This window comes from Tenacibaculum sp. Cn5-46 (assembly GCF_022347705.1).
Classification (GTDB): domain Bacteria; phylum Bacteroidota; class Bacteroidia; order Flavobacteriales; family Flavobacteriaceae; genus Polaribacter; species Polaribacter aiptasiae.
Map to the genome: position 1 here is coordinate 44,066 of NZ_JAKRGD010000010.1, position 20,848 is coordinate 64,913.

Sequence of the window (20,848 nt, forward strand, 5' to 3'; positions counted from 1 at the left end):
ACGCGGGATTTTTTACTTCTATGGATGAATTAATTGATATTGTTGACGAATTTGGAAACTATACAGGTAAAACTTGTTTAAAATCCGAAGCTCACAAATTTGGCTACTTCCACCCTACTGTTCATATTTGGATATATACTTCAGATCAACAAATACTATTACAAAAGCGCGCTTTAACAAAAAAGGTTTTTCCTGGACTCTGGGATATTTCTGTTGCTGGGCATGTTGCTGCTGGAGAAAACATAGAAGAAGCTGCCCTTAGAGAGGTTTATGAAGAAATTGGTTTTTCAATCTCTTCAGAAAGTTTGTGCAAAATAGGAACTAGAAAACACATGGTAAATCATGCTAACGGTATTATAGATAATGAGTTTCATCATGTATATATAACTAAACTTACAGTGCCTATCCATCAATTAAAAATTCAGGAAGAAGAAGTTGATGAGCTTAAACTATTTGAATTAAAAACTTTACTCAAAACAAAAGAACTTAGCAATACATTACTCCCTCAATATCATGATTATTATAGTTTTGTTTACGATGAAATCTTAAAAAATATTTAGTATATTAAAAAGGTATAAAACCATACTAATGAAACGGTTAACATTTTATTTATTCATTATACTATTATTACCTTCATGTGTTTCTAAGAAATACTTAAAAAAACAAGGCTACTCTAGTGATATAACCAGTATGGTTGAAAAAACGTATACTGTAGAAAATGGAGAAGAAAATTTAATCTCTACCAAAACACTTCATTTTACTAAAAATGGTCGAGTAAAAACATCAAAAACAATAGATAATAAAGGAAATACACTCGAAGAAACTGAAAAAAAGTTATGGTTTGAAAAACGAAGTTATCCAAACAAAGAACCTTACTATTGTAAAATGCGTTGGAAAACAAAACAACGAGAACGAATTAGTTGCTATACCCAAAAACAATACAAAAAAAATGAAATCATCGTTTACCATAATGATAATGGCCTTATTAATAAAATAGAAGATCGTTTTACAACTTTTTATACACATCAATACAAATACACTAATAAAGAGCTTTCAAAAATTATTATAACCGATAAAGATGGTAAACCTGTAGATATTATTCGTGTTAGTTGTAAAACTAAAGATTCTAGAGGCAATTGTATTAAACAAACAAAGGAATCAACAAAAACGGGAAAAATCTGGGTAAAAACAATCACACCAGTTTACAAGTAAAAAACTCAATACACCATACATATTAACTCCTTGTTTATAAGACACTTTTAAACTTATTTAATTATATTTAAGACAAAAAGTCTTATATGCTAACCAAACAAGAAAAAACCATCCTAAGAAGTCAATTGTTTAGACATTTAGATGGTATAGTTACATGTCCATCAGCTTATGTGTTATTTGAAAAAGGAATTACTGATTATATTTTAAAAAATAAATCAGTCACACTATCAGAAATAACTTCAGAATTTAAAGCTAATGAAGGATATTTAAATGTAGCTTTAAGAACTCTATGCTCTCAAGGTTGGCTTATTCAAACTGTAGACAATACTCAAAACAAAGTTCATTTTGAAACAAATGAAAACTCCAAAATAGCATTTTCACTTTTTCATTTATATAAAGAAGCTTTTAAATTACTACAGTTTTCGGAAGCTTATAGTGCTAGAAAATTTGAAAAAGAACCTTTTTTAAAACTAGAAGAGTTATATAAAAACTATAAAATTAAGTTTGGAATAAAAAATACAGAGAACAATAAAATTCTAGAACAAATCTTAACACATATAGAAGGAATTATTGTAGGACCAACTATAGTTTTGTTAGGAATGAGTGGGATGTTTCATAAATACTTTATGCAAACAAAATTCACGGCAGAAGAGTTTCATAGCGATGCAGAAAACTTTGGTCGCTTATTAAATATTCTTTCAGAATTAGGCTGGTTTAAAAAAAGTAACGGTTCTTATGAATTTACCGATAAAGGATTGTTTTTTGCCAGAAGAGCTAGTGCTTACGGAGTAACGGTTTCTTATATCCCTACACTTAGAAAACTAGATAAGCTTATTTTTGGAGACCCAAAAATGTTTGACACTCCAAGTATTCACAATGATGAAATTCATGTAGATAGAGAAATGAATGTTTGGGGAAGCGGTGGAGCTCATGCGGCATATTTTAGAGTTATTGATGAAATTGTAATTGATTTATTCAACAAACCAATTCATGAACAACCTAAAGGTATTTTAGATGTAGGCTGTGGAAATGGTGCATTCTTAAAACATTTGTTTAATGTAATAGAAAATCAAACCAATCGAGGAAAAGTTTTAGAAGACTATCCTCTATTGCTTATTGGTGTAGATTATAACGAAGCTGCATTAAAAATAACTAGAAAAAACTTGGTACAAGCCGATATTTGGGCAAAAGTAATTTGGGGTGATATTGGAAACCCTAAAGCTATGTCGGAAGACTTGCAAAATAAATACGGTATTAATCTCTCCGATTTATTAAATGTTCGTACGTTTTTAGATCATAATAGAATTTGGGAAACACCTAAACCGAATTCAAATCTTGCTATTACCTCTTCTACAGGTTCTTACGCTTACAAAGGAGAACGTTTAAACAATAACTATGTTATAGAATCATTAAAACAACATTTTAATAAATGGACACCTTTTATTAGTAAGTTCGGATTGTTATTAATAGAACTCCACACATCTAAACCTGAATTAGTTGCTCAAAATATTGGAAAAACAGCCGCTACTGCCTATGATGCTACACATGGATATTCAGATCAATATATTATAGAATTAGACGAATACATGAAAACTATGGAAAATATTGGGTTAGTTTCTGATAAAAATACCTTTAGAAAGTTTCCTAATTCAGATTTAGCAACGGTTTCAGTAAATCTGTTTAAACCTAAAGCGACTCTATAATATCTTAATTCCACTCACCATATCTTGTGACTTAAATTCACTCGAGCGAGTGAGTATTGCTCACTCGTACCTGTGAAAGATGCTCACCCGAACGTGTGATTGTTGCTCACTCGTACGAGTGAATAATACTAAGATAAAATATAAAATTTAGTAACTAACTCCTTTTTATACTAATTAAAATTCGGTAAATTTATCTTTTGAAATTGAAAAAGAAACATAAAAACAACGCTATAATCTTTACATTCTGATAAAGAAAACGGTTTAACAGTTTTAGGTAGTTATCAAATTTTAGAAGATAATAAAAAAATGTGTGCAGTTATGGGGCTTATGGAACATGAGATTTATAAAAAGTATCTATAATAAAACGGATCCACATATTAAAATCATTAATAAAAACTTACGATATTTTACTAAAATAAAAGAATTAATAAATTATATACTCCAAAACATATTAGAAAAGTAACGAAATACTTATAATGGGGTTAATAACTAAAAAACTAAATGGAAAAGAAAGATGGAAAATATCTTGAGCAACTTGTTGAGTTAATTGAAAAATCAATAGATTCTGATGCTATTATTGAACGAGATGTACAAATGCCTCTTTTAAACTCTTTGGGAGGATATAAAACTCAATGCGATATTGTTATTACTAAGGGAGTAGCTCCAAGAATAACAAAAACTATTATTGAAGTTCAAGACAGAAACAGCAAAGTAAAACCAAATGATTTTAGGGGTTGGATTCAAAAGCTAGAAGAAGTTGGTGCTCAACATTTAATCTGTGTATCCAAACAAGAGTTTCCAGAAAGCATAAAGGAAAAAGCACGTTATTCAGGAAATAAAGTTAGTCTTATAAATTTAAGTAGCCTAGATACTGAAAGAATACCTATCAATTTTTTTAATTATAATTTTTATTATTCTACATTTCATTTAAAACAGTGGAACTTAATCAAAATAAACAACCTTTCAAACTCTAATACATTAAATTTAAAAAGTCTTTTTTCTAACCGTAAAATTAGTGCCAATGACAAAGTATTTTCTTACGATAAAAATATTTTTTTCAGTTTTAATGAACTAGCAAATATCTCAATAAAAGATAAAAACATTTTTAATCAAAAAGTAAATTCGACATTCTCTTCTTTTTTTGACAAAAACCGATCTTTATATTTATTCTACTCAGACACTTTTATAGAAATTAATTGTGAATTTAATTTTAGTTATGTTTTATTAAATGAGAACATTCCTACTTCTTTAATGTCATATGAGCAAGATGAATTTGGAGCTTTAGCTTGGATAATAAAAGCAGTTTATCGAAAAGATAAAAGGTTTGTTGAAATGAATATACCTGTTACTAAAAGAGGAGATAAATATATTTTAAAAAAAATGCTTCTTAAATATTCTGACAATCAATTGTTAAGCTTTGAAACAAAAGTAAGTAAAAACAATTGTTAATAAGCATCTACATCAATAATAAAACGGATAGGTCTAAAATCTTTTACAGCTTCAAAAGTATTTTTAACTTTCATCAACTGCTCTTTTGTTTTTCCTAAGGATTGTTTCGGTGGAATTTTTATCACTAAATTCTTAATATACTGATTTCGAATACGAGAAACTGCTGGCGCTGTTGGTCCTAAAACATTTTCTTGAAATATATTTTGTAATGACTTTGCTAACCAGTTTATACCACTATCTACCCTAGTATAATCTTTATGTTTCAAGGTAATTTTAATCAATCTGTAATAAGGAGGATAATGAAACTGCCATCTATCTTGTAATTGTTCCTTATACATTTCTGCATAGTTGGTTGTAGAAACTTGTTGTAATATTTGATGATATGGATTGTAGGTTTGTATAGCTACATTACCTTGTTTCTTTGTTCGTCCTGCCCTACCCGATACTTGTACCATTAACTGATATGCGCGTTCGTGTGCTCTAAAATCAGGGAAATTCAACATAGAATCCGCATTTAAAATACCAACCAATGATACGTTTTCAAAATCTAACCCTTTTGAAAGCATTTGAGTTCCTACCAAAATATCAATTTCTTGAGCCTCAAAAGCACCAATTATTTTTTGATATCCATACTTACCCCGAGTCGTGTCTAAATCCATTCTCCCAATATTATGATTTGGGAATAGTTCTTTTAACTCCAACTCAATCTGTTCCGTTCCAAAACCTTTAGTATCTAAGGTATTACTACCACAAGCTCCACAACTATGAGGCATTGCTCTTTGATAATGGCAATAATGACATTTTAATTCTTTTCGGAATTTGTGATAGGTTAAACTTACATCACAATTAGGGCACTGAGGAGATACTCCACAAGTAGTACACTCTACTACAGGCGAGAAACCTCTCCTATTTTGAAATAATATAACTTGCTCTTTTTCCTCTAAAGCTTCGTTCATCATTTTTAATAAACGATCGGAAAAATGCCCATTCATTTCCTTTTTTCGATGCTTCTCTTTAACATCAATCAGTTCAATTTTTGGCAATTGAATATTACCAAAACGTCTTGTTAACTCAACAAAACCATACTTATTTTGAGTAGCATTATAGTAACTTTCTAAAGATGGTGTTGCCGATCCTAATAATACTTTTGCTTTGTGCAAATGTCCTAAAACTACGGCTGCATCTCGTGCATTATATCTTGGTGAAGGTTCAAACTGTTTGTAAGAAGATTCATGTTCTTCATCAACTACAATTAATCCTAAATTTGAAAAAGGTAAAAAACCTGAAGAACGTGCTCCTAAAATTATTTGTGCTTTAGGTTTATTATCTAACACATTATTCCACACTTCTACACGTTCATTCATTGAATACTTTGAATGAAATACCGATATAAAGTTTCCAAAGTAATTTTGTAAACGAGTTATTATTTGGGTAGTCAAAGCTATTTCTGGCAGCAAAAACAATACTTGTTTTCCAGAAGCAATAACTTCCTTAATCAATTTTACATAAATCTCTGTTTTTCCTGAGCCTGTTACCCCATGCAATAAAGTAACATTTTGATTTTCAAAAGAAGTTTTTACTTTATTAAAAGCTTCTTCTTGAAACTCATTTAATGCTTTGGTTTCATTCGTTTCTCCTTGATAATTGATTCTATCTGTTTGTATTTGATAGAATTCTAAAATATCTTTTTCTACTAAAGCTTTTAAAACTGCAGAAGAAACTTCTGATTTTTCTTCTAATTCTTTTGCTTTTATTGGCTTTTTAGAAGCTGCTAATTGAAAATATGTAAGAACAGCTTCTCGTTGTTTTTTAGCTCTTGAAAGTTCTTCTAATAAACCTTGAAGTGCCTCATTAGAATTATATAAAGCATTTAATCGAACATATTTAACCAGCTTAGGTTTATATGTTTCGTAAATTTCTTCTTTAATGTAAACGGCACTTTTTTCAATCAGTCCATTAATAATGGGTAAAACTGTTTTCTTTCCTAGTATATCAGCAACTTGATGAATAGTTAATTGAGAATGATGTTGTAAAGCTTCAAAAATTAAAAACTCTTCATCTGTTAAAATATCTTCTTCAGTAAAAGATTCATTTTTATAAATAATAGTCTCACTTTCTAATAAAAATGCAGAAGGTAATGCTGCTCTATATACATCTCCTAAAGAACACAAATAATAATTAGAAATCCACTGCCAATGCTTTAATTGTAACTCATTTACAATAGGCTTATCGTCTAATATTTGATGAATATCTTTTGCTTCGTACAGTTCTGGCGCTTTCTGATGTATATCAAATACCAAGGCTGTATAAATTTTACTTTTTCCAAAAGATACTGCTACCCGCATTCCTTTTTTAAGGAATGAAAACTCAGCTTCTGTTACCAAGTAAGTAAAGGTTTTTTGTAGAGGTATGGGTAATATGACGTCGATGAAATATGACATTATTCTATTATTTCTAAAGGTGTTGGAGGCGGTGGTGGATTGTAAAAATTTGTAGAATTTCCTTTATCATCAACAAATGGAATACCTTCGTTCAATATAACTTTTAATGGATATAGTTTTTTAAGTGAATCTATATTCTGCTTATTAAAACTTATTATAAAATTATAATATGATTTTGAAATAGTATCTATCTTGTTATTTAAACTTGTTTTAGAATTATTAAGCTCCCCTAAAAATTCTAAAAATACTAAACTTGTATATGGTGTATCAGCAAATTCAGGATTATTTCTATTATTAAAAAATTGCCTCCTTAACATTTTTTCAAAATTAACCTTATTAAAACTATACTTTATTCTATTATGATAAAATAAACTATCCGTAAAATAATCGATAAATAATATATTTTTAAATTTTATGAACCCACAAACTGCCTTACCACAAACTATAATTTGCCTTATTGAAAAAGGAATATCATTTTTTGATGTTTTTATAAAATATCTCGTTTTTGTACTATGATAATTACTACAAAAAACAGAAGTTAATGATTCAAAACTCTTTACCGTATCTAAATCAAAAACAAAAGTAGAATCTGTATTTTTTTGAGCAGGAAAAACATCTTCCATTGTTAAAACTCTTTCTTTTGGAGTTTTTGAACAGGAAAGTATCACTACTAATAAAACAGGTATTATAAATACTTGAAGCTTTTTCATCTAATATCAAAACTACACAAAAATCACTACATTGTAAACAGAAAAATCAGTGTATTTATGACTTCATTAGAATGGAAAAACAAAGGAAAATTCTTAACAGTTAATAATCAACAAGTTTTTGTGATAGATGAAGGCACATCTGATAATACTCTTGTTATACTACATGGATATCCTACCTCCTCTTTTGATTACTACAAAGCACTCCCCTATTTAACTAAACATTATAGAGTAATTATTCATGATCATCTAGGTTTTGGTTTTTCTGACAAGCCTTTAAATTACTCTTATTCTTTAATTGAACAAGCGGATATAGCTCTTTTGCTATGGGAAAAATTAAATCTGGAAAATGTAACTCTCTTAGCACATGATTATGGAACTAGTGTAGCTACAGAAATTATTGCTCGAAGTAATCAACATCAATTAAAAATTACAATTGATAAACTTATTTTATGCAATGGTAGCATGCATATTGAATTAGCTAAACTAAGAACTATTCAGAAATTACTAAAGAACAAACTAACTGGTAAATGGGTTGCTAAATTAGCCAATCAAGCTATTTTCAATAGAAATATTCGAAACATTTATTTTGATAAATCTAAAGTAACCCAACAAGAGCTAAATGAAATGTGGTTACAAATTAATTATAACAATGGTAGAAATATAATCCACTTATTAAGCAATTATATAAACGAACGTTATTTCTTTTGGAATCGTTGGATTGGTGCATTAATTAAGACTGAAATTCCTACCAAAATAGTTTGGGCTACACACGATCCTATTGCTGTTAAAGCTATTGGTGAACAACTGCATAAAGAAATTCCTAATAACAAATTAGTATGGTTAGAAAACACAGGACATTTCCCTATGCTTGAAAATCCAAAAGAATGGAGTGAACTGGTTTTAAGCTAATAAAGTTTTAGCTAATCATTTTTAAATATAATTTTTCAACTTTTGCTCTTGCCCAAGGAGTTGTTCTTAAAAACTTTAAACTCGATTTATACGTTGGATTCTTTTTAAAAACATTAATGTTTAACATCTCTCCCATTTCCTCCCAACCATATTCTAAATATAGTTCTTCTAGCATTGTTGCTAATTTTATTCCGTGTAATGGGTTATTTGGTTGCTCTTGACTCATATTTGATTTAAAGATTGCAAAAATAATAGTTTTACTCAGTCAATCTATCTAATAACTCTCTAACTTTTGTACTATTCCAATCTGCTGGTCCTTTTTTCATCATGGCAATAGCTCCTTTTTTATCTACTATAAACGTAGCTGGTATTGTTTGGCTATTAAACTCTACTGGTCTTTTACTTAAAGGACTATATGTAGGTAATTTGTAATTGTTTTTCTTATAAAAATCAGAGATAGTACTCCAATCTTCGTTACTCACAAAAATAAATTCAACCTTATCTTTATAATCATTGTATAATTTCTGAATACTTGGCATTTCAGCTCTACAAGGAGGACACCAAGTAGCCCAAAAACTAACAAAAACTACTTTGTTTTTTACGTTATTAAAATCTATGCTTTCAGTATTTAAACCTTTTAAATTCCAATTGTATGTTTTTAAATGTTCTCTCTTTTCTGCTTTGATGGTAGATGGAGAAAAAGATATTAATCTAATAAAATACACCTTAGTAGGTGGATAAATTAACAATCCAATAATGATAACAAATACAATGTTTGATATTGATTTTTTGGTAAATTTCATTAATCTAAATTTGGCAATACAAAATCGTTTAACACACTTTTCTTTGCCATCATTTTTTCAATTGCTTTTACAGTTCTCGGTGCTTCTTCTGATAAGTTTACAGGACCATTTTTAGTTATTAAAATATCATCCTCAATACGAACAGCAATTCCCCACCATTTCTTATCACACTTACTCCCTTCTGGTATATAAATACCTGGTTCTACAGTAATAACCATATTTTCTTGAAACTTTCCATAAGTTCCTGGGTCATGTACATCTAATCCAATATGATGCGATGTACCATGAGGAAAATACATATGTTTCTCATCTAATGATTTGATAATTCCTAAATCTAATAAACCTTGATTAATAACTTGTTTTGCTTCTTGACCTGGTTGCCAAAATTGGTTTCCAACTTTAGAAACTGCTATACCAGCATCTTGAGCTTTTAAAACAATATTATAAATTGCTTTTTGCTCTGGAGAAAATTTACCATTAGCAGGAATAGTTCTAGTTACATCGGCGGTATAACCTCTATATTCAGCTCCTAAATCCATTAATACTAACTCGTCGTTTACTCTAGTTTTATTATTTTCTATATAATGTAAAATACATCCATTATTTCCTGCTCCAACTATTGATGGATATCCTTCATATTCTGCTCCGTACTTTTTATATACAAACTCATGAATTCCTTGAATTTCTGTTTCAGACATTTCAGGTTTCATAGCTTTCATCATTTCAATTTGTCCTATTGCTGAAATACGAATTGCTTTGGTTAACAACTTCATTTCTTCTGGTGTTTTTACTTCTCTCATTTCTGCAAATCGAGTTGGTAAAAACTGAAGATCAATATTAGATTTCAAATTAAGCTTTACAGCTGCTTTCTCTTGAAATTCTTTTTTAAGCTTGTTGTTTGTAGCATTTTTATACCCCATTAATAATTCATCATTCTTAAAACTTGGGTAGTATGTAATTGCTTTTCCTATTACTTGAGCAACATTAGCGCTATTTTCTATAGGTGTAGATTTTATTAACTCATACACATACCTTTTTTCTTTTGATAAAAGTGATGATGCACTATATCCCGATTTATTTTTAAACTCATTAACAAGGTCATATATTTCAGCTTTATTTCTTTCTGAGTTTCTATAATCGTCTTTAAATTTTTCTATAAAAACCTTATCAAACTTTTTAAAATTTAATTTATCAGAAATAAAATCTTCTGCATTTTTAGCTATCTTAAAACCTAATTCTTTTTTTGCTCCTTCTATTCCTAATCTTTTACCATTCCACATTTCTGCTCTAAGGTCATTCTTTTGTACGTATAAAACTTCATTATAAGTCTTTCCGCTAGCATCCGTTTGATTTTCTGAAAACAATACTAAAACCGCATTGGGCTCACGATATCCTGTTAAATAATAAAAATTTGGATCTTGATGAAAAACGTAATCAACATCATTTGCTCTATTTCTAATTGGATTAGCAAAAACTACTGCTACTGAATTTTTAGGCATTTTAGAGCGTAATATCTCTCTTCTATTTTTATGAAAATCTCCTGATAAATAATCAGTCGGAGTTTGAGCTATTAAAGCATTAAGAGTTCCTAATAAACAAACAAATAGTATTTTCTTTAACATTTTTTAAGTTTTATTACACTCAAATGTAACATTCTTTCACTGATAACAAGGAAATATTAACATATTTTTAGGTAATAATTCATTGAAATATTAAACAAAATCTGACTATTTGTTTCTCAATTTTTCAATACTTTAGCGATACTTTAAAACAAACAATTTTAAAATGAAAAATACTGCTTTAACACATATTCATGAAGGCTTAGGAGCAAAACTAGTTCCTTTTGCTGGTTATAACATGCCTGTACAATATGAAGGTGTAAATATTGAACACGAAACTGTAAGAAAAGGTGTTGGTGTTTTTGATGTAAGTCACATGGGTGAGTTTTTCTTAAAAGGAGAAAATGCTTTGGCTTTAATTCAAAAAATATCATCTAATGATGCTTCAAAATTAGTGCCTGGTAAAGCGCAGTATAGTTGTATGCCAAACGCTGATGGTGGAATTGTTGATGATTTAATCATTTACATGATTAGCGAAAACGAATATATGCTAGTTGTAAATGCTTCTAATATTGAAAAAGATTGGAATTGGATTTCTCAACATAACGATTTAAATGTTGAAATGGAAGATCGTTCTGACGATTGGTCTTTATTAGCAATCCAAGGTCCTAAAGCTGCTGAAGCAATGCAATCGTTAACTTCTGTGGATTTATCTGCTATTAAGTTTTATACTTTTGAAATTACTGATTTTGCTGGTTTACCAAATGTTATTGTTTCTGCTACTGGATATACAGGTTCTGGTGGGTTTGAAATTTACGTTAAGAACGAAGATGTAGAAGCTGTATGGAATAAAGTTTTTGAAGCTGGTGCTGACTGGGGAATTAAGCCTATTGGTTTAGCTGCTCGTGATACTTTACGTTTAGAAATGGGATACTGTTTATATGGTAATGATATTGACGATACTACTTCTCCTCTTGAAGCTGGTTTAGGATGGATTACTAAGTTTACAAAAGACTTTGTAAATGCTGAAGCTTTAAAAGCTCAAAAAGAAGCTGGAGTTACTAGAAAACTAGTTGCTTTTGAACTAACTGAACGTGGTATTCCTCGTCATGATTATGATATTGTGGATGCTAAAGGAAATAAAATAGGAAGAGTTACCTCTGGTACAATGAGTCCTTCTTTAGGTAAAGGAATTGGTTTAGGTTATGTTCCTAAGGAATTATCAAAAGTTGATTCTGAAATTTTCATTCAAGTACGTAAAAAGCAAATACCTGCTAAAGTTGTTAAATTGCCTTTTTATAAAGGATAATTTTAATCCATACAATAAAAAAAGCAGCTCACTGAGCTGCTTTTTTTATGAATAGATTTTATGTGATTCTTTTTAGAAGTCATCATCATCATTATTGTTGTTCTTATCCTTTTTTGAAATTTTATTCCAAATTTTAATCTCATCTGCATCAGTTACTCCTTCTAAGATTTCAACATTTACTCCATCAGACAATCCTAATTTAAGGTCTTTTCTTTCAAACTTTTGATCTCCTACCTTAATTTCTACATAAGGTTTTTCTGTTTTTCTATCAAACTGTAATAATGCTTCTTTTATAGATAAAACACTATCTTTTTTTGCTAAAACAATTTCAGCATTTGCACTATATCCTGCTCTAATAAAATATTTATCATCTAAAGATACGTCCGCTTTAATTTTAAATTGTACTGCTCCTCCTTCATCTGTTCCTTTAGGCGCAATAAAACTTAATACAGCTGGAAACTTTTTATCCTCTATTGCTCCAATAGCAACATCAATGTTAGTTCCTTTAATTAGTTTTCCTACTTCTGACTCATCTACTTTTCCTTCGAAAATCATTTTCGTCATATCAGCAATACGAGCAATTGTAGTTCCTGCGTTAAAATCGTTAGTTTGTGTAACTTGATATCCTTTTTTAACTGGAATCTCTACAATCATACCAGATGTTGTTGCTCTAATACTAGTGTTAGCTGCATTTCCTAATCCAGATGTTGTTCCTTTTCTAATAATATCCATATCAGAACGTGCATTTGATAATGCTTGTTTTGCGTTATTGTAATTCAATTCTGAATTTTCAAATGCTTGACGAGAAATTACTCCTCTATCAAATAATTTTTTATTTCTATCAAACTGAACTTTTGCATTTTCAAATGACAACTTCGCATTTTTAACACTACCATTTGCTCTATTTAAAGAAGCTACATTTGGTACTACTCTAACTGTTGCAATTAAATCTCCAGTTTTTACAATAGCTCCTTCTTCTACAAGTATTTTATCTACAATTCCTGTAATTTGAGGTTTTATTTCAACTTCTTCTAAAGGAATTACTTTTCCTGTAGCAACACTCTTTTTTACAATTGTAGCTTTGAATGCTTTTTCTGTTTCATATTCAATTGGGGATGCGCTATTCTTTTTCCCAAACCATATTAACACTACTACTAATGCTAACGCTATTCCGCCAAAAATGATTATTTTTTTCATTGGTATTTATTTATATTCTTGTTAATCGATTTTATTGTTACTCTTCTCTTAATGCTTCTATTGGTTGAATTATAGTGGCCATATAGGCTGGTATAAATCCAATTAATGTTCCTAACACTATTAATACTGTATATGCTATTAAAACTATAGGAATATCAACAGTTGGATTGGTTAGTAAATCTAATTTATCTATAATCATCAGTACTCCTCCTCCGGCTATAATTCCTAATGAGCCTGCTAATAATGTTAAAAATACTGACTCTAATATAATTTGTTGTCTAATTTTTCCTGGTGTTGCACCTAAAGCCCTTCTAATTCCAATTTCTTTTGTACGTTCTTTTACTGTAATTAAAAGAATGTTACCTATGGCAAATACTCCTGCTATTAAGGTTGCTATTCCAACAAACCATGTTAAAAATTGCATTCCAGTTAAAAAACCAGTTACTTTGGCTATTTCTTTTCCTAAATTAAATCCATTAAAAGCTCTATTATCTTCAGGATGAATTTTATGAATACTTCTAAGTAATACTTTTACATCAGATTCGACTTGCTCTATATTAAACTCTGGTTTTCCTGTTACTACCATCCATTGGAATTTATTTCCTCTGTTATAAACTAATTTAAAGGTACTAAAAGGGATATGAATATTATTAGGACCTTCAAACCTACCTGGTTTATATATACCTATAATTTTATATCCAATATCATTGATTTTTATATAAGTTCCTAAAGCCTCCTCTTTCCTATCGAATAATTGTTTGTATACTTCAGTACTTATAACACAAACCTTTTTATTCTCATCAATATCACTTTGATTTATAAATCTTCCTTCTGTAAGGTTTTTCTTTTGAATTTTATCTAATAATGGGTAATCTCCAAAAATTGTAAGGTTTGCCGTTTTTAAACCGTTTACTACTAAACCTCCGGTAACATTTCTAGGAACAACAAACTCTACTCCGTTAACTTCATTTCTAATTTTATCTACATCACTAGTTGTTAATGTTATTTGTCTACCTTCTTGAAACCCTTTAAATGGTTTTGATGTTCTTCCACCAGCCATAAAAACACTATTGGTCGCAAAATCACCAAACATGCTATTAAAACCATTCTCAATTCCTTTAGCAGCTCCTAATAATCCTACTAATAATAGTATTCCCCAGAATGCCCCAAAAATTGTAATTGCAGTTCTTGTTTTGTTTTTACGAATACTTCCGTAAATCTCTTGCCAAGTATCTTTGTCAAATAAAAATTTCATAATTAATCTGCTCTTAAAGCTACTATTGGTTTAATTCTTGCCGCTCTTTTTGCTGGTAAATAACCCGCTATCATTCCTGCTATAATTAATGTTATTGTGGCTCCAACAACAACAGGAGTTGAAACACCTGGATTTAATATAAAATACTGTTTTAAACTAGGTCCTACTGCTTTTAGTATTCCCACTCCTAAGGTTAGTCCTATATATCCAGATATTGCTGTAATTAAAATTGCTTCTAACATGATCATCAATACAATTGATCTTGGTGTGGCTCCAATAGCTTTTCTAATTCCTAGCTCTTTTGTTCTTTCTTTTACGATATACACCATTATATTACTAATTCCTACAACTCCGGCTATTAACGTTCCGAAACCAATAATTAAAATTAGTATACCTAGACCTACCATCATACTCGAAACTTGCTTGTTATCAGAAGCATAATTACGTATTCTTATTCCTCTTTGATCTAGTGGCGCTATTTCATGCTTCTTTTTTAACTCCCTACGCATGTCATTACTAAAAGCTATTGCTTCTTCAATACTTAACTCAGGGTTATAAGTCATACCAAACTCATCAATATGGTCATTATTACCATAGATTTGTTGCATAGTAGTAAAAGGTATGTAGATATAACGCTCATCACTATCACCTCCTGGATCTGAAAAAACACCTATTATTTTATAAATGATTCCGCCAATATTTAATTGTTTTCCATAAGCACTGACTTGACCAAATAAATCTTTTTCAACCATTCGACCTATTACGACTACTTTAGACTTTTCTTTTAAATCTCTAATGTTTAAAAAACGTCCTTCAGTTACTTCGGCTGATTCTAATAAATCATATTTTGGATAAACTCCTCTAACAGTGTAGTTATCTTCTTCTGTTTTATAAACAACTTTTGCATTTCTCTGTAATCTAGGGCTAATCATTTGAATCTTATCCCCGTATTTTTCTTTCAGAAACTCAAAATCGTCATCTTTAAATTGAATTCTTCTCCCTACTTGATTTCCTTTATAAGCTTTAGTTGTTCTGTTTGACCAAATATAGATTGAGTTAATTGCATCTTTTGCAAACTCATTTTTAAATGTATTTTGGAGCCCATTACCTATTCCAAAAAGTAACGTAAAAAGTAAAATAGCAAAAGCTACTGTAAATCCAGATAAGGCAGAACGTAACTTATTTTTACTAATACTTTGGAATATTTCTCTCCAACGATCTAAATCAAACATAATTAAACTGCTTTAGCCTTTTTTGATTTTGCATTAGATGTGTACTCATCACTTATAATAACACCATCTTTTAAACGAACAATTCTATTCGTTTGTTCTGCAACCTCTTCCTCATGTGTAATTACAAAAACTGTCATCCCTTCATCATTAATCTCTTTTAACAAATCCATTACAGAATCTGTTGTAGTAGAATCTAAGGCTCCTGTTGGCTCATCTGCTAATACTACTTTTGGTTTTGTTACCAAAGCTCTTGCAATAGCCACACGTTGTTTTTGCCCTCCTGAAAGTTCATTTGGTAAATGGTTTGCCCATTCTTTTAAACCAACTTTCTCTAAATATTCTAATGCTTTTTCTGAACGTTCTTTTCTTCCTACACCTTTATAATAAAGAGGCAATGCTACATTTTCTAAAGCTGTTTTGTATGAAATTAAATTAAACGATTGGAATACAAATCCTAAAAATTTATTACGTAAAACTGCTGCTTTCTTTTCATTTAAATTTTCAATTAATTGACCATTTAAATAATAATTTCCTTCATCATGTGTATCTAATAATCCTACAATATTTAATAAGGTAGACTTTCCTGACCCTGAAGATCCCATAATTGATACAAATTCTCCTTCCTTAATGTGTAAATCTAATCCCTTTAAAACGTGAAGTGAGTCTTTCCCTATAGGATAAGATTTGTGTAAGTTTTCTATTCGAATCATTGCGTTAGTTTATTTTTTTACTAAAATAAATACTGATTCATATTTTTATTGGTAATAAAATGTTAAATCCTTATTTACTTTTCTACTAGACGCTTAATTTTGATTTATGTTACAATATTTTAAAGTTATTTCTAAATTAACCTAATTTTATTTCATATAAATGATTGATTTACCAAACAATAAGAAGATAATTTTATTTGATGGCATTTGTAATTTTTGCAATAATGCCGTGCTAAAAACTATCAATTATGATAAAAAAAATCAATTTGTTTTTGCTTCATTACAATCTGAAATTGGTAAAAAAATCACAAATCATTTAGGTATTGATACTTCAAAAATTGATTCCATAATACTTTATGAACCAAATAGTGCTTATTATATAAAATCGACCGCAGCTTTAAAAATTATGGCTGAATTTGGTGGCTTTTGGAAAATTGCTAATTTTTTAATGGTATTTCCAGAAGACTTTCGTAATTTGGTGTACGATTATATTGCTAAGAATAGATACAAATGGTTTGGTAAAAAGGAAGAATGCATGATTCCTACTAAAGAAATTCGAGAAAAGTTTTTAGAATAAAAAAACGCACTTAAAAGTGCGTTTTTCATTTCAAATAATTTCTTTTCTATTAGAAATTAAACCCTAAACCGAATTTAAAGTTTCTTCCTCTAGTTGAGAAACCTAGAACTTCTTGGTAATCTTCATTAAATATATTAGATACATTAAACATTAATCTAATATTATCGTTTAACTTATGATTAGCTGAAAAATCTAAAAGAGAATATGATTCTAAAACTGTATTAACGCTTGGCCAAGATCTAAAATCTGTATCATCTCTATCGCTTACATACTGGTAGTTTAATCCTAAGTTTGTTGCTTTATAAGTATAGTTTACACCAGCATTGATTTTATGCTTTGGAATTCTAATTGCTAAATCATCATTTTTAGTATAAGCATAATTAGCATTTAATTGTAAATCTTTAGTTACAGAATAATTTGCAGTAAACTCTATACCTTTAATAGTAGTATCTCCAAAGTTATCCATTTTAAAAGTTGTAGAGTTATATGCTATAATATTTTCTACATCTCTGTTAAAGTAAACTGCATTTAATACAAGCGAATTATATTTATATTCTACCCCTCCTTCATAAGTAGTACTTTCTTGAGGTTCTAAATCTACATTACCCCACGATGCATATAATTCTTGAACTGATGGTGCTAAGAATGCAGTACTATATGATCCTAAGAACTTAACGTATCCATTTTCTTGCTTTATAGTATAAGATGGGTTTGCATTATACACAAAGTGATTTCCATATTTATTGTGGTTATTTAATCTAACCCCAGCATTAATGTTTAATCCAAAATCAGATACATATACTGCGTTTACATATGGATCTATTAATCTAGCTATTGGTTCTTCGTTATATACTGTTTTAGTAATTTCAGTTTGTCCAAAAGGTACCGCATAAGTCTCAATACTATTATCTTGATAGTTAATACCTCCAACTAAATATAATTTATCAAATTTATGTTTTACATATGCATCAATGATATAGTTTTCCCCATAACTTCTTCCTGGAGATGATGTTGCTGTTCTATCACTTTTATATTTACTATAAGCAGCGTTTAAATGAATGCTTCCATTACCGTATTTATATTCTGGAGCTATTCCTACTCTATAACTTACATCTTCTGAAAAATTACTTCCATCAGCAAATGCACCTGCATCATAGTTATTATCAAACTCACTATAACTACCAAAAGCGTTAATTTTGAATTTTTTATTGAATCTATATCCTAATTTTAAATTAGTTCCAACTCTTTGAAAAGCATCTCCTCCAAATACTTGATTAGCATTTTCTGATTTTGCAGCCGAAATTCCGTTTGCTTGTAGTGATGAAAAACCAACTAAATAATTAAATTTATTAATCTTACCATTTACATTAGCATTGGTTTGAATAACAGTTCCGTCTTCAGAATCTTGTGTATTATTTGTACCAAAAAGTAAAGCTAAATCTGTATTAACATGACCGCTTTTTGCTTCTTTTAATTTAATATTAATTACTGCTGTTGTTGCACCTGTACCATATAATGTACTTGCAGCTCCCTTAATAATTTCTACAGATTCTACTTCATTTAAGTCTAATAATCTTAAATCATAACCTCCAGAAACACCTGCTGGGTTTGAAACTTGAACTCCATCGATTAATACAACAACTTCTTTTGTTCTTCCCCCTCTTACAAAAAGCCCTAAATTTTGTCCATTAGAACTTGTGTTACCATTAATTTCAATACCTGCTACAGTATTAATTAAATCAACTAAATTTCTTCCTTGATTTTTCTTAATCGTTTCTGCTGTTATCTTATGAACAACTTTCCCCGAATTTTCCTTTTTTAATTTAAACCTTGAATCCGTGATTACCACTTCATCTAAAATTTCTGATTTTTCTTGCTCTTGAGCAAAAGATTTTGTGCTAGCAAAAGACAATGCTACCGCACCAACAATTAGTAATTGTTTTTTCATTGTTAATGATTTAATTTTACAATTAATCAGGTTAAATTTTTGTACAAAAGAATTTTAAGTACGCTAACTTTTATCCCGAAAGTTTTACATATTTTTCTTGGCAGGTCTCCTGGCTTGCGTCTTGTAACTCACCTTCCCGTTAATAAACAGTGGCAAAAAGTTTTAGTTACAAGCTTTGTAGCTTACAGTTGCGGGAACAGCTTCAGATTTTAACTGAATTCCCTTTTAATTTTCTCTATTGAAAATAAAGAAAAACCAAAAATCGGGGCAAATCTATAACTTTATTATAAATTATCTCCAATTAAATCATTATATTTTGTGAATTTTCTTTTTAGATTGTCAGAAATATTGTAATATTTAGGGTGTATCATTGAAGCTAAACACTCAATTCCATCTACTAAAGTACCAGCTGATGATTGTGTAAACATAGCAAAATCTGCTATATAAACTTCTCCATTTTTAACAGCTTTTAAAGTTTTCCATTCTGGCTTTTCTTCTAAAAACGTCATATCCTCTAACGTCCTTTCAATTCCATATCCACACGGAGCAATTACCAATACTTCTGGATCATATTTTACAATTTTATCCCATGAAATAACGATGCTATCTCCTGAAGGATGTGACAATAAATCTATTCCTCCAGCATAACCTATTTGATGAGGAATCCAATGACCACAATTAAATAATGGATCAATCCATTCAAGCAACATTACACTTTTTGATTGAATTCTATTGGCTCTTTGAACATCTACAATATTATAAATTCGCTCTCTTAGTTTATTTACATAATTAATTCCTACTTCTTCTTTATTCATAGCTCTAGCTATAGTAAGTGCATTATCAAATACATCTTCTAAAGAATTTGGTGTTATAGAAATTAACTCTGGAGTCTTTTTTAATTTATATGCTGATCTTGCTACCGATTCGGTATCTATTTGACAAACATCACATACATCTTGTGTAAAAATAATATCTGGAGCTATACTTTCTAAAACTGGTTCATCTACATAATATAAAGTACCTCCTTCAGCTTTAGTCTTTGAAAAAATAGCAGTAATTTCTTTACTTGTTAATGTTTTACCTTCTAATTTGTACTTCACAGCAACCTTCTTTTCTTGTAAAGCAATTGCTGGGCACTCAAATGTAATGCCCTCTAAATAATCTTGTAAGCCCATATCATAAATCATTTGAGTTACAGCTGGCATAAAAGAAGATACTTTCATAGATATTAAAATTTAGGTTCGCAAAAATACATAGTTCTCATTTATAATTTTCTTTTTCTAAAAAATCTTTCCAATATTTGCTTACAATTTATTTCTTCAACATGATTTATTATATAACAGGTGGTGAACGTTCGGGAAAAAGCAGTTATGCCCAACAATTAGCCGAATCATTATCAAATACTCCATTTTATTTGGCTACTTCTAGAATTTGGGATGATGATTTCAAAAAACGAGTAAATAGACATGTTTCAGATAGAGATGAACGTTGGACTACTATTGAAGAAGAAAAGTTGATCAGTACAAAAATCACTAAAGAAATGACTGTAGTTATTGATTGCGTTACCTTATGGCTTACCAACTTTTTTGTAGATACTAAATATGATATTGAAAAAGCATTAAAATTAGCTAAAAAAGAAATTGATGCTTTGACTGAAATAGATGCAAAAATTATTATTATTTCTAATGAAATTGGTATGGGACTGCATGCTAACTCTGAATCTGGAAGAAAGTTTACAGAACTGCAAGGTTGGGTAAATCAATATATAGCAAAAAAAGCCGATAAAGCCACATTCATGGTGTCTGGTTTGCCTTTAACTTTAAAATAACCACCA

The 20,848-nt window shown here is 29.6% G+C and carries 19 protein-coding genes and 1 riboswitch; of the genes, 8 read left to right on the forward strand and 11 right to left on the reverse strand.

Annotated features, from left to right (window positions below; translation table 11 throughout):
* Positions 1 to 20 precede the first annotated feature (20 nt).
* The 4 genes from MHN29_RS17675 to MHN29_RS17690 all read left to right on the forward strand — a co-directional run bounded on the left by MHN29_RS17675 (position 21) and on the right by MHN29_RS17690 (position 4,364).
* On the forward strand, positions 21 to 560 hold the full coding sequence (locus tag MHN29_RS17675; RefSeq protein ID WP_235273705.1) for an NUDIX domain-containing protein: 540 nt from the start codon (positions 21 to 23) through the stop codon (positions 558 to 560).
* Positions 561 to 588: 28 nt separating this feature from the next.
* Entirely contained in the window at positions 589 to 1,212 is a 624-nt protein-coding gene (locus MHN29_RS17680) for a hypothetical protein (RefSeq protein ID WP_235273706.1), read from the forward strand.
* Between the two features lie 86 nt (positions 1,213 to 1,298).
* Positions 1,299 to 2,915, forward strand: coding sequence for a class I SAM-dependent methyltransferase (locus MHN29_RS17685; RefSeq protein WP_235273707.1), 1,617 nt, complete (start codon positions 1,299 to 1,301; stop codon positions 2,913 to 2,915).
* A gap of 501 nt (positions 2,916 to 3,416) precedes the next feature.
* On the forward strand, positions 3,417 to 4,364 hold the full coding sequence (locus tag MHN29_RS17690; protein WP_235273708.1) for a hypothetical protein: 948 nt from the start codon (positions 3,417 to 3,419) through the stop codon (positions 4,362 to 4,364).
* Here the strand turns inward: MHN29_RS17690 and priA are convergent.
* Together priA and MHN29_RS17700 are read right to left on the reverse strand one after the other, a co-directional pair.
* On the reverse strand, positions 4,361 to 6,805 hold the full coding sequence (gene priA, locus MHN29_RS17695; RefSeq protein ID WP_235273709.1) for a primosomal protein N': 2,445 nt from the start codon (positions 6,803 to 6,805) through the stop codon (positions 4,361 to 4,363). The two genes, MHN29_RS17690 and priA, sit on opposite strands and share 4 nt — an antisense overlap.
* Positions 6,805 to 7,515 (reverse strand): hypothetical protein, encoded by a 711-nt coding sequence (locus tag MHN29_RS17700; RefSeq protein ID WP_150898844.1) that lies wholly within the window; start codon positions 7,513 to 7,515, stop codon positions 6,805 to 6,807. The genes priA and MHN29_RS17700 overlap by 1 nt, the downstream gene beginning before the upstream one ends.
* Positions 7,516 to 7,572: 57 nt before the next feature.
* Here MHN29_RS17700 and MHN29_RS17705 point away from each other — a divergent pair, with 57 nt between their 5' ends.
* Entirely contained in the window at positions 7,573 to 8,424 is an 852-nt protein-coding gene (locus MHN29_RS17705; RefSeq protein WP_235273710.1) for an alpha/beta fold hydrolase, read from the forward strand.
* Between the two features lie 7 nt (positions 8,425 to 8,431).
* Here the strand turns inward: MHN29_RS17705 and MHN29_RS17710 are convergent, their stop codons facing one another.
* From MHN29_RS17710 to MHN29_RS17720, 3 genes are read right to left on the reverse strand one after another with little or no spacing between them, the layout of a single operon-like run.
* Complete coding sequence (locus MHN29_RS17710; RefSeq protein WP_150898846.1) at positions 8,432 to 8,650, reverse strand: VF530 family DNA-binding protein; 219 nt, start codon at positions 8,648 to 8,650, stop codon at positions 8,432 to 8,434.
* A 31-nt stretch (positions 8,651 to 8,681) separates the two neighbouring features.
* Entirely contained in the window at positions 8,682 to 9,227 is a 546-nt protein-coding gene (locus MHN29_RS17715; protein ID WP_235273711.1) for a TlpA disulfide reductase family protein, read from the reverse strand.
* Complete coding sequence (locus tag MHN29_RS17720; RefSeq protein ID WP_235273712.1) at positions 9,227 to 10,849, reverse strand: aminopeptidase P family protein; 1,623 nt, start codon at positions 10,847 to 10,849, stop codon at positions 9,227 to 9,229. The genes MHN29_RS17715 and MHN29_RS17720 overlap by 1 nt, the downstream gene beginning before the upstream one ends.
* Before the next feature lie 163 nt (positions 10,850 to 11,012).
* Here MHN29_RS17720 and gcvT point away from each other — a divergent pair, with 163 nt between their 5' ends.
* A complete protein-coding gene (gcvT, locus tag MHN29_RS17725; RefSeq protein ID WP_235273713.1) occupies positions 11,013 to 12,095 on the forward strand; it encodes a glycine cleavage system aminomethyltransferase GcvT in 1,083 nt (360 codons plus the stop codon).
* Positions 12,096 to 12,167: 72 nt separating this feature from the next.
* Here gcvT and MHN29_RS17730 read toward each other — a convergent pair whose 3' ends face one another.
* From MHN29_RS17730 to MHN29_RS17745, 4 genes are read right to left on the reverse strand one after another with little or no spacing between them, the layout of a single operon-like run.
* Positions 12,168 to 13,292, reverse strand: a complete 1,125-nt coding sequence (locus tag MHN29_RS17730) for an efflux RND transporter periplasmic adaptor subunit (protein ID WP_235273714.1) — start codon at positions 13,290 to 13,292, stop codon at positions 12,168 to 12,170.
* Between the two features lie 37 nt (positions 13,293 to 13,329).
* Complete coding sequence (locus tag MHN29_RS17735) at positions 13,330 to 14,547, reverse strand: ABC transporter permease (RefSeq protein ID WP_235273715.1); 1,218 nt, start codon at positions 14,545 to 14,547, stop codon at positions 13,330 to 13,332.
* Between the two features lie 2 nt (positions 14,548 to 14,549).
* Positions 14,550 to 15,779 carry an ABC transporter permease gene (locus MHN29_RS17740; RefSeq protein ID WP_235273716.1) on the reverse strand — a complete coding sequence of 410 codons (1,230 nt, stop codon included), beginning with the start codon at positions 15,777 to 15,779 and terminating at the stop codon, positions 14,550 to 14,552.
* 2 nt (positions 15,780 to 15,781) lie between these two features.
* Positions 15,782 to 16,489 (reverse strand): ABC transporter ATP-binding protein, encoded by a 708-nt coding sequence (locus tag MHN29_RS17745; protein ID WP_235273717.1) that lies wholly within the window; start codon positions 16,487 to 16,489, stop codon positions 15,782 to 15,784.
* 160 nt (positions 16,490 to 16,649) lie between these two features.
* Between MHN29_RS17745 and MHN29_RS17750 the strand changes: the two genes are divergently transcribed.
* Positions 16,650 to 17,066 (forward strand): thiol-disulfide oxidoreductase DCC family protein, encoded by a 417-nt coding sequence (locus tag MHN29_RS17750; protein WP_235273718.1) that lies wholly within the window; start codon positions 16,650 to 16,652, stop codon positions 17,064 to 17,066.
* Between the two features lie 49 nt (positions 17,067 to 17,115).
* On the opposite strand, the gene MHN29_RS17755 is transcribed toward MHN29_RS17750, so the two are convergent.
* Complete coding sequence (locus MHN29_RS17755) at positions 17,116 to 19,014, reverse strand: TonB-dependent siderophore receptor (protein WP_235273719.1); 1,899 nt, start codon at positions 19,012 to 19,014, stop codon at positions 17,116 to 17,118.
* 81 nt (positions 19,015 to 19,095) lie between these two features.
* Positions 19,096 to 19,289, reverse strand: a riboswitch (cobalamin riboswitch).
* Positions 19,290 to 19,298: 9 nt separating this feature from the next.
* Positions 19,299 to 20,237 (reverse strand): ABC transporter substrate-binding protein, encoded by a 939-nt coding sequence (locus MHN29_RS17760; protein WP_235273720.1) that lies wholly within the window; start codon positions 20,235 to 20,237, stop codon positions 19,299 to 19,301.
* Positions 20,238 to 20,338: 101 nt separating this feature from the next.
* Between MHN29_RS17760 and MHN29_RS17765 the strand changes: the two genes are divergently transcribed.
* A complete protein-coding gene (locus tag MHN29_RS17765; RefSeq protein WP_235273721.1) occupies positions 20,339 to 20,842 on the forward strand; it encodes a bifunctional adenosylcobinamide kinase/adenosylcobinamide-phosphate guanylyltransferase in 504 nt (167 codons plus the stop codon).
* The last annotated feature ends 6 nt before the right edge of the window (positions 20,843 to 20,848 follow it).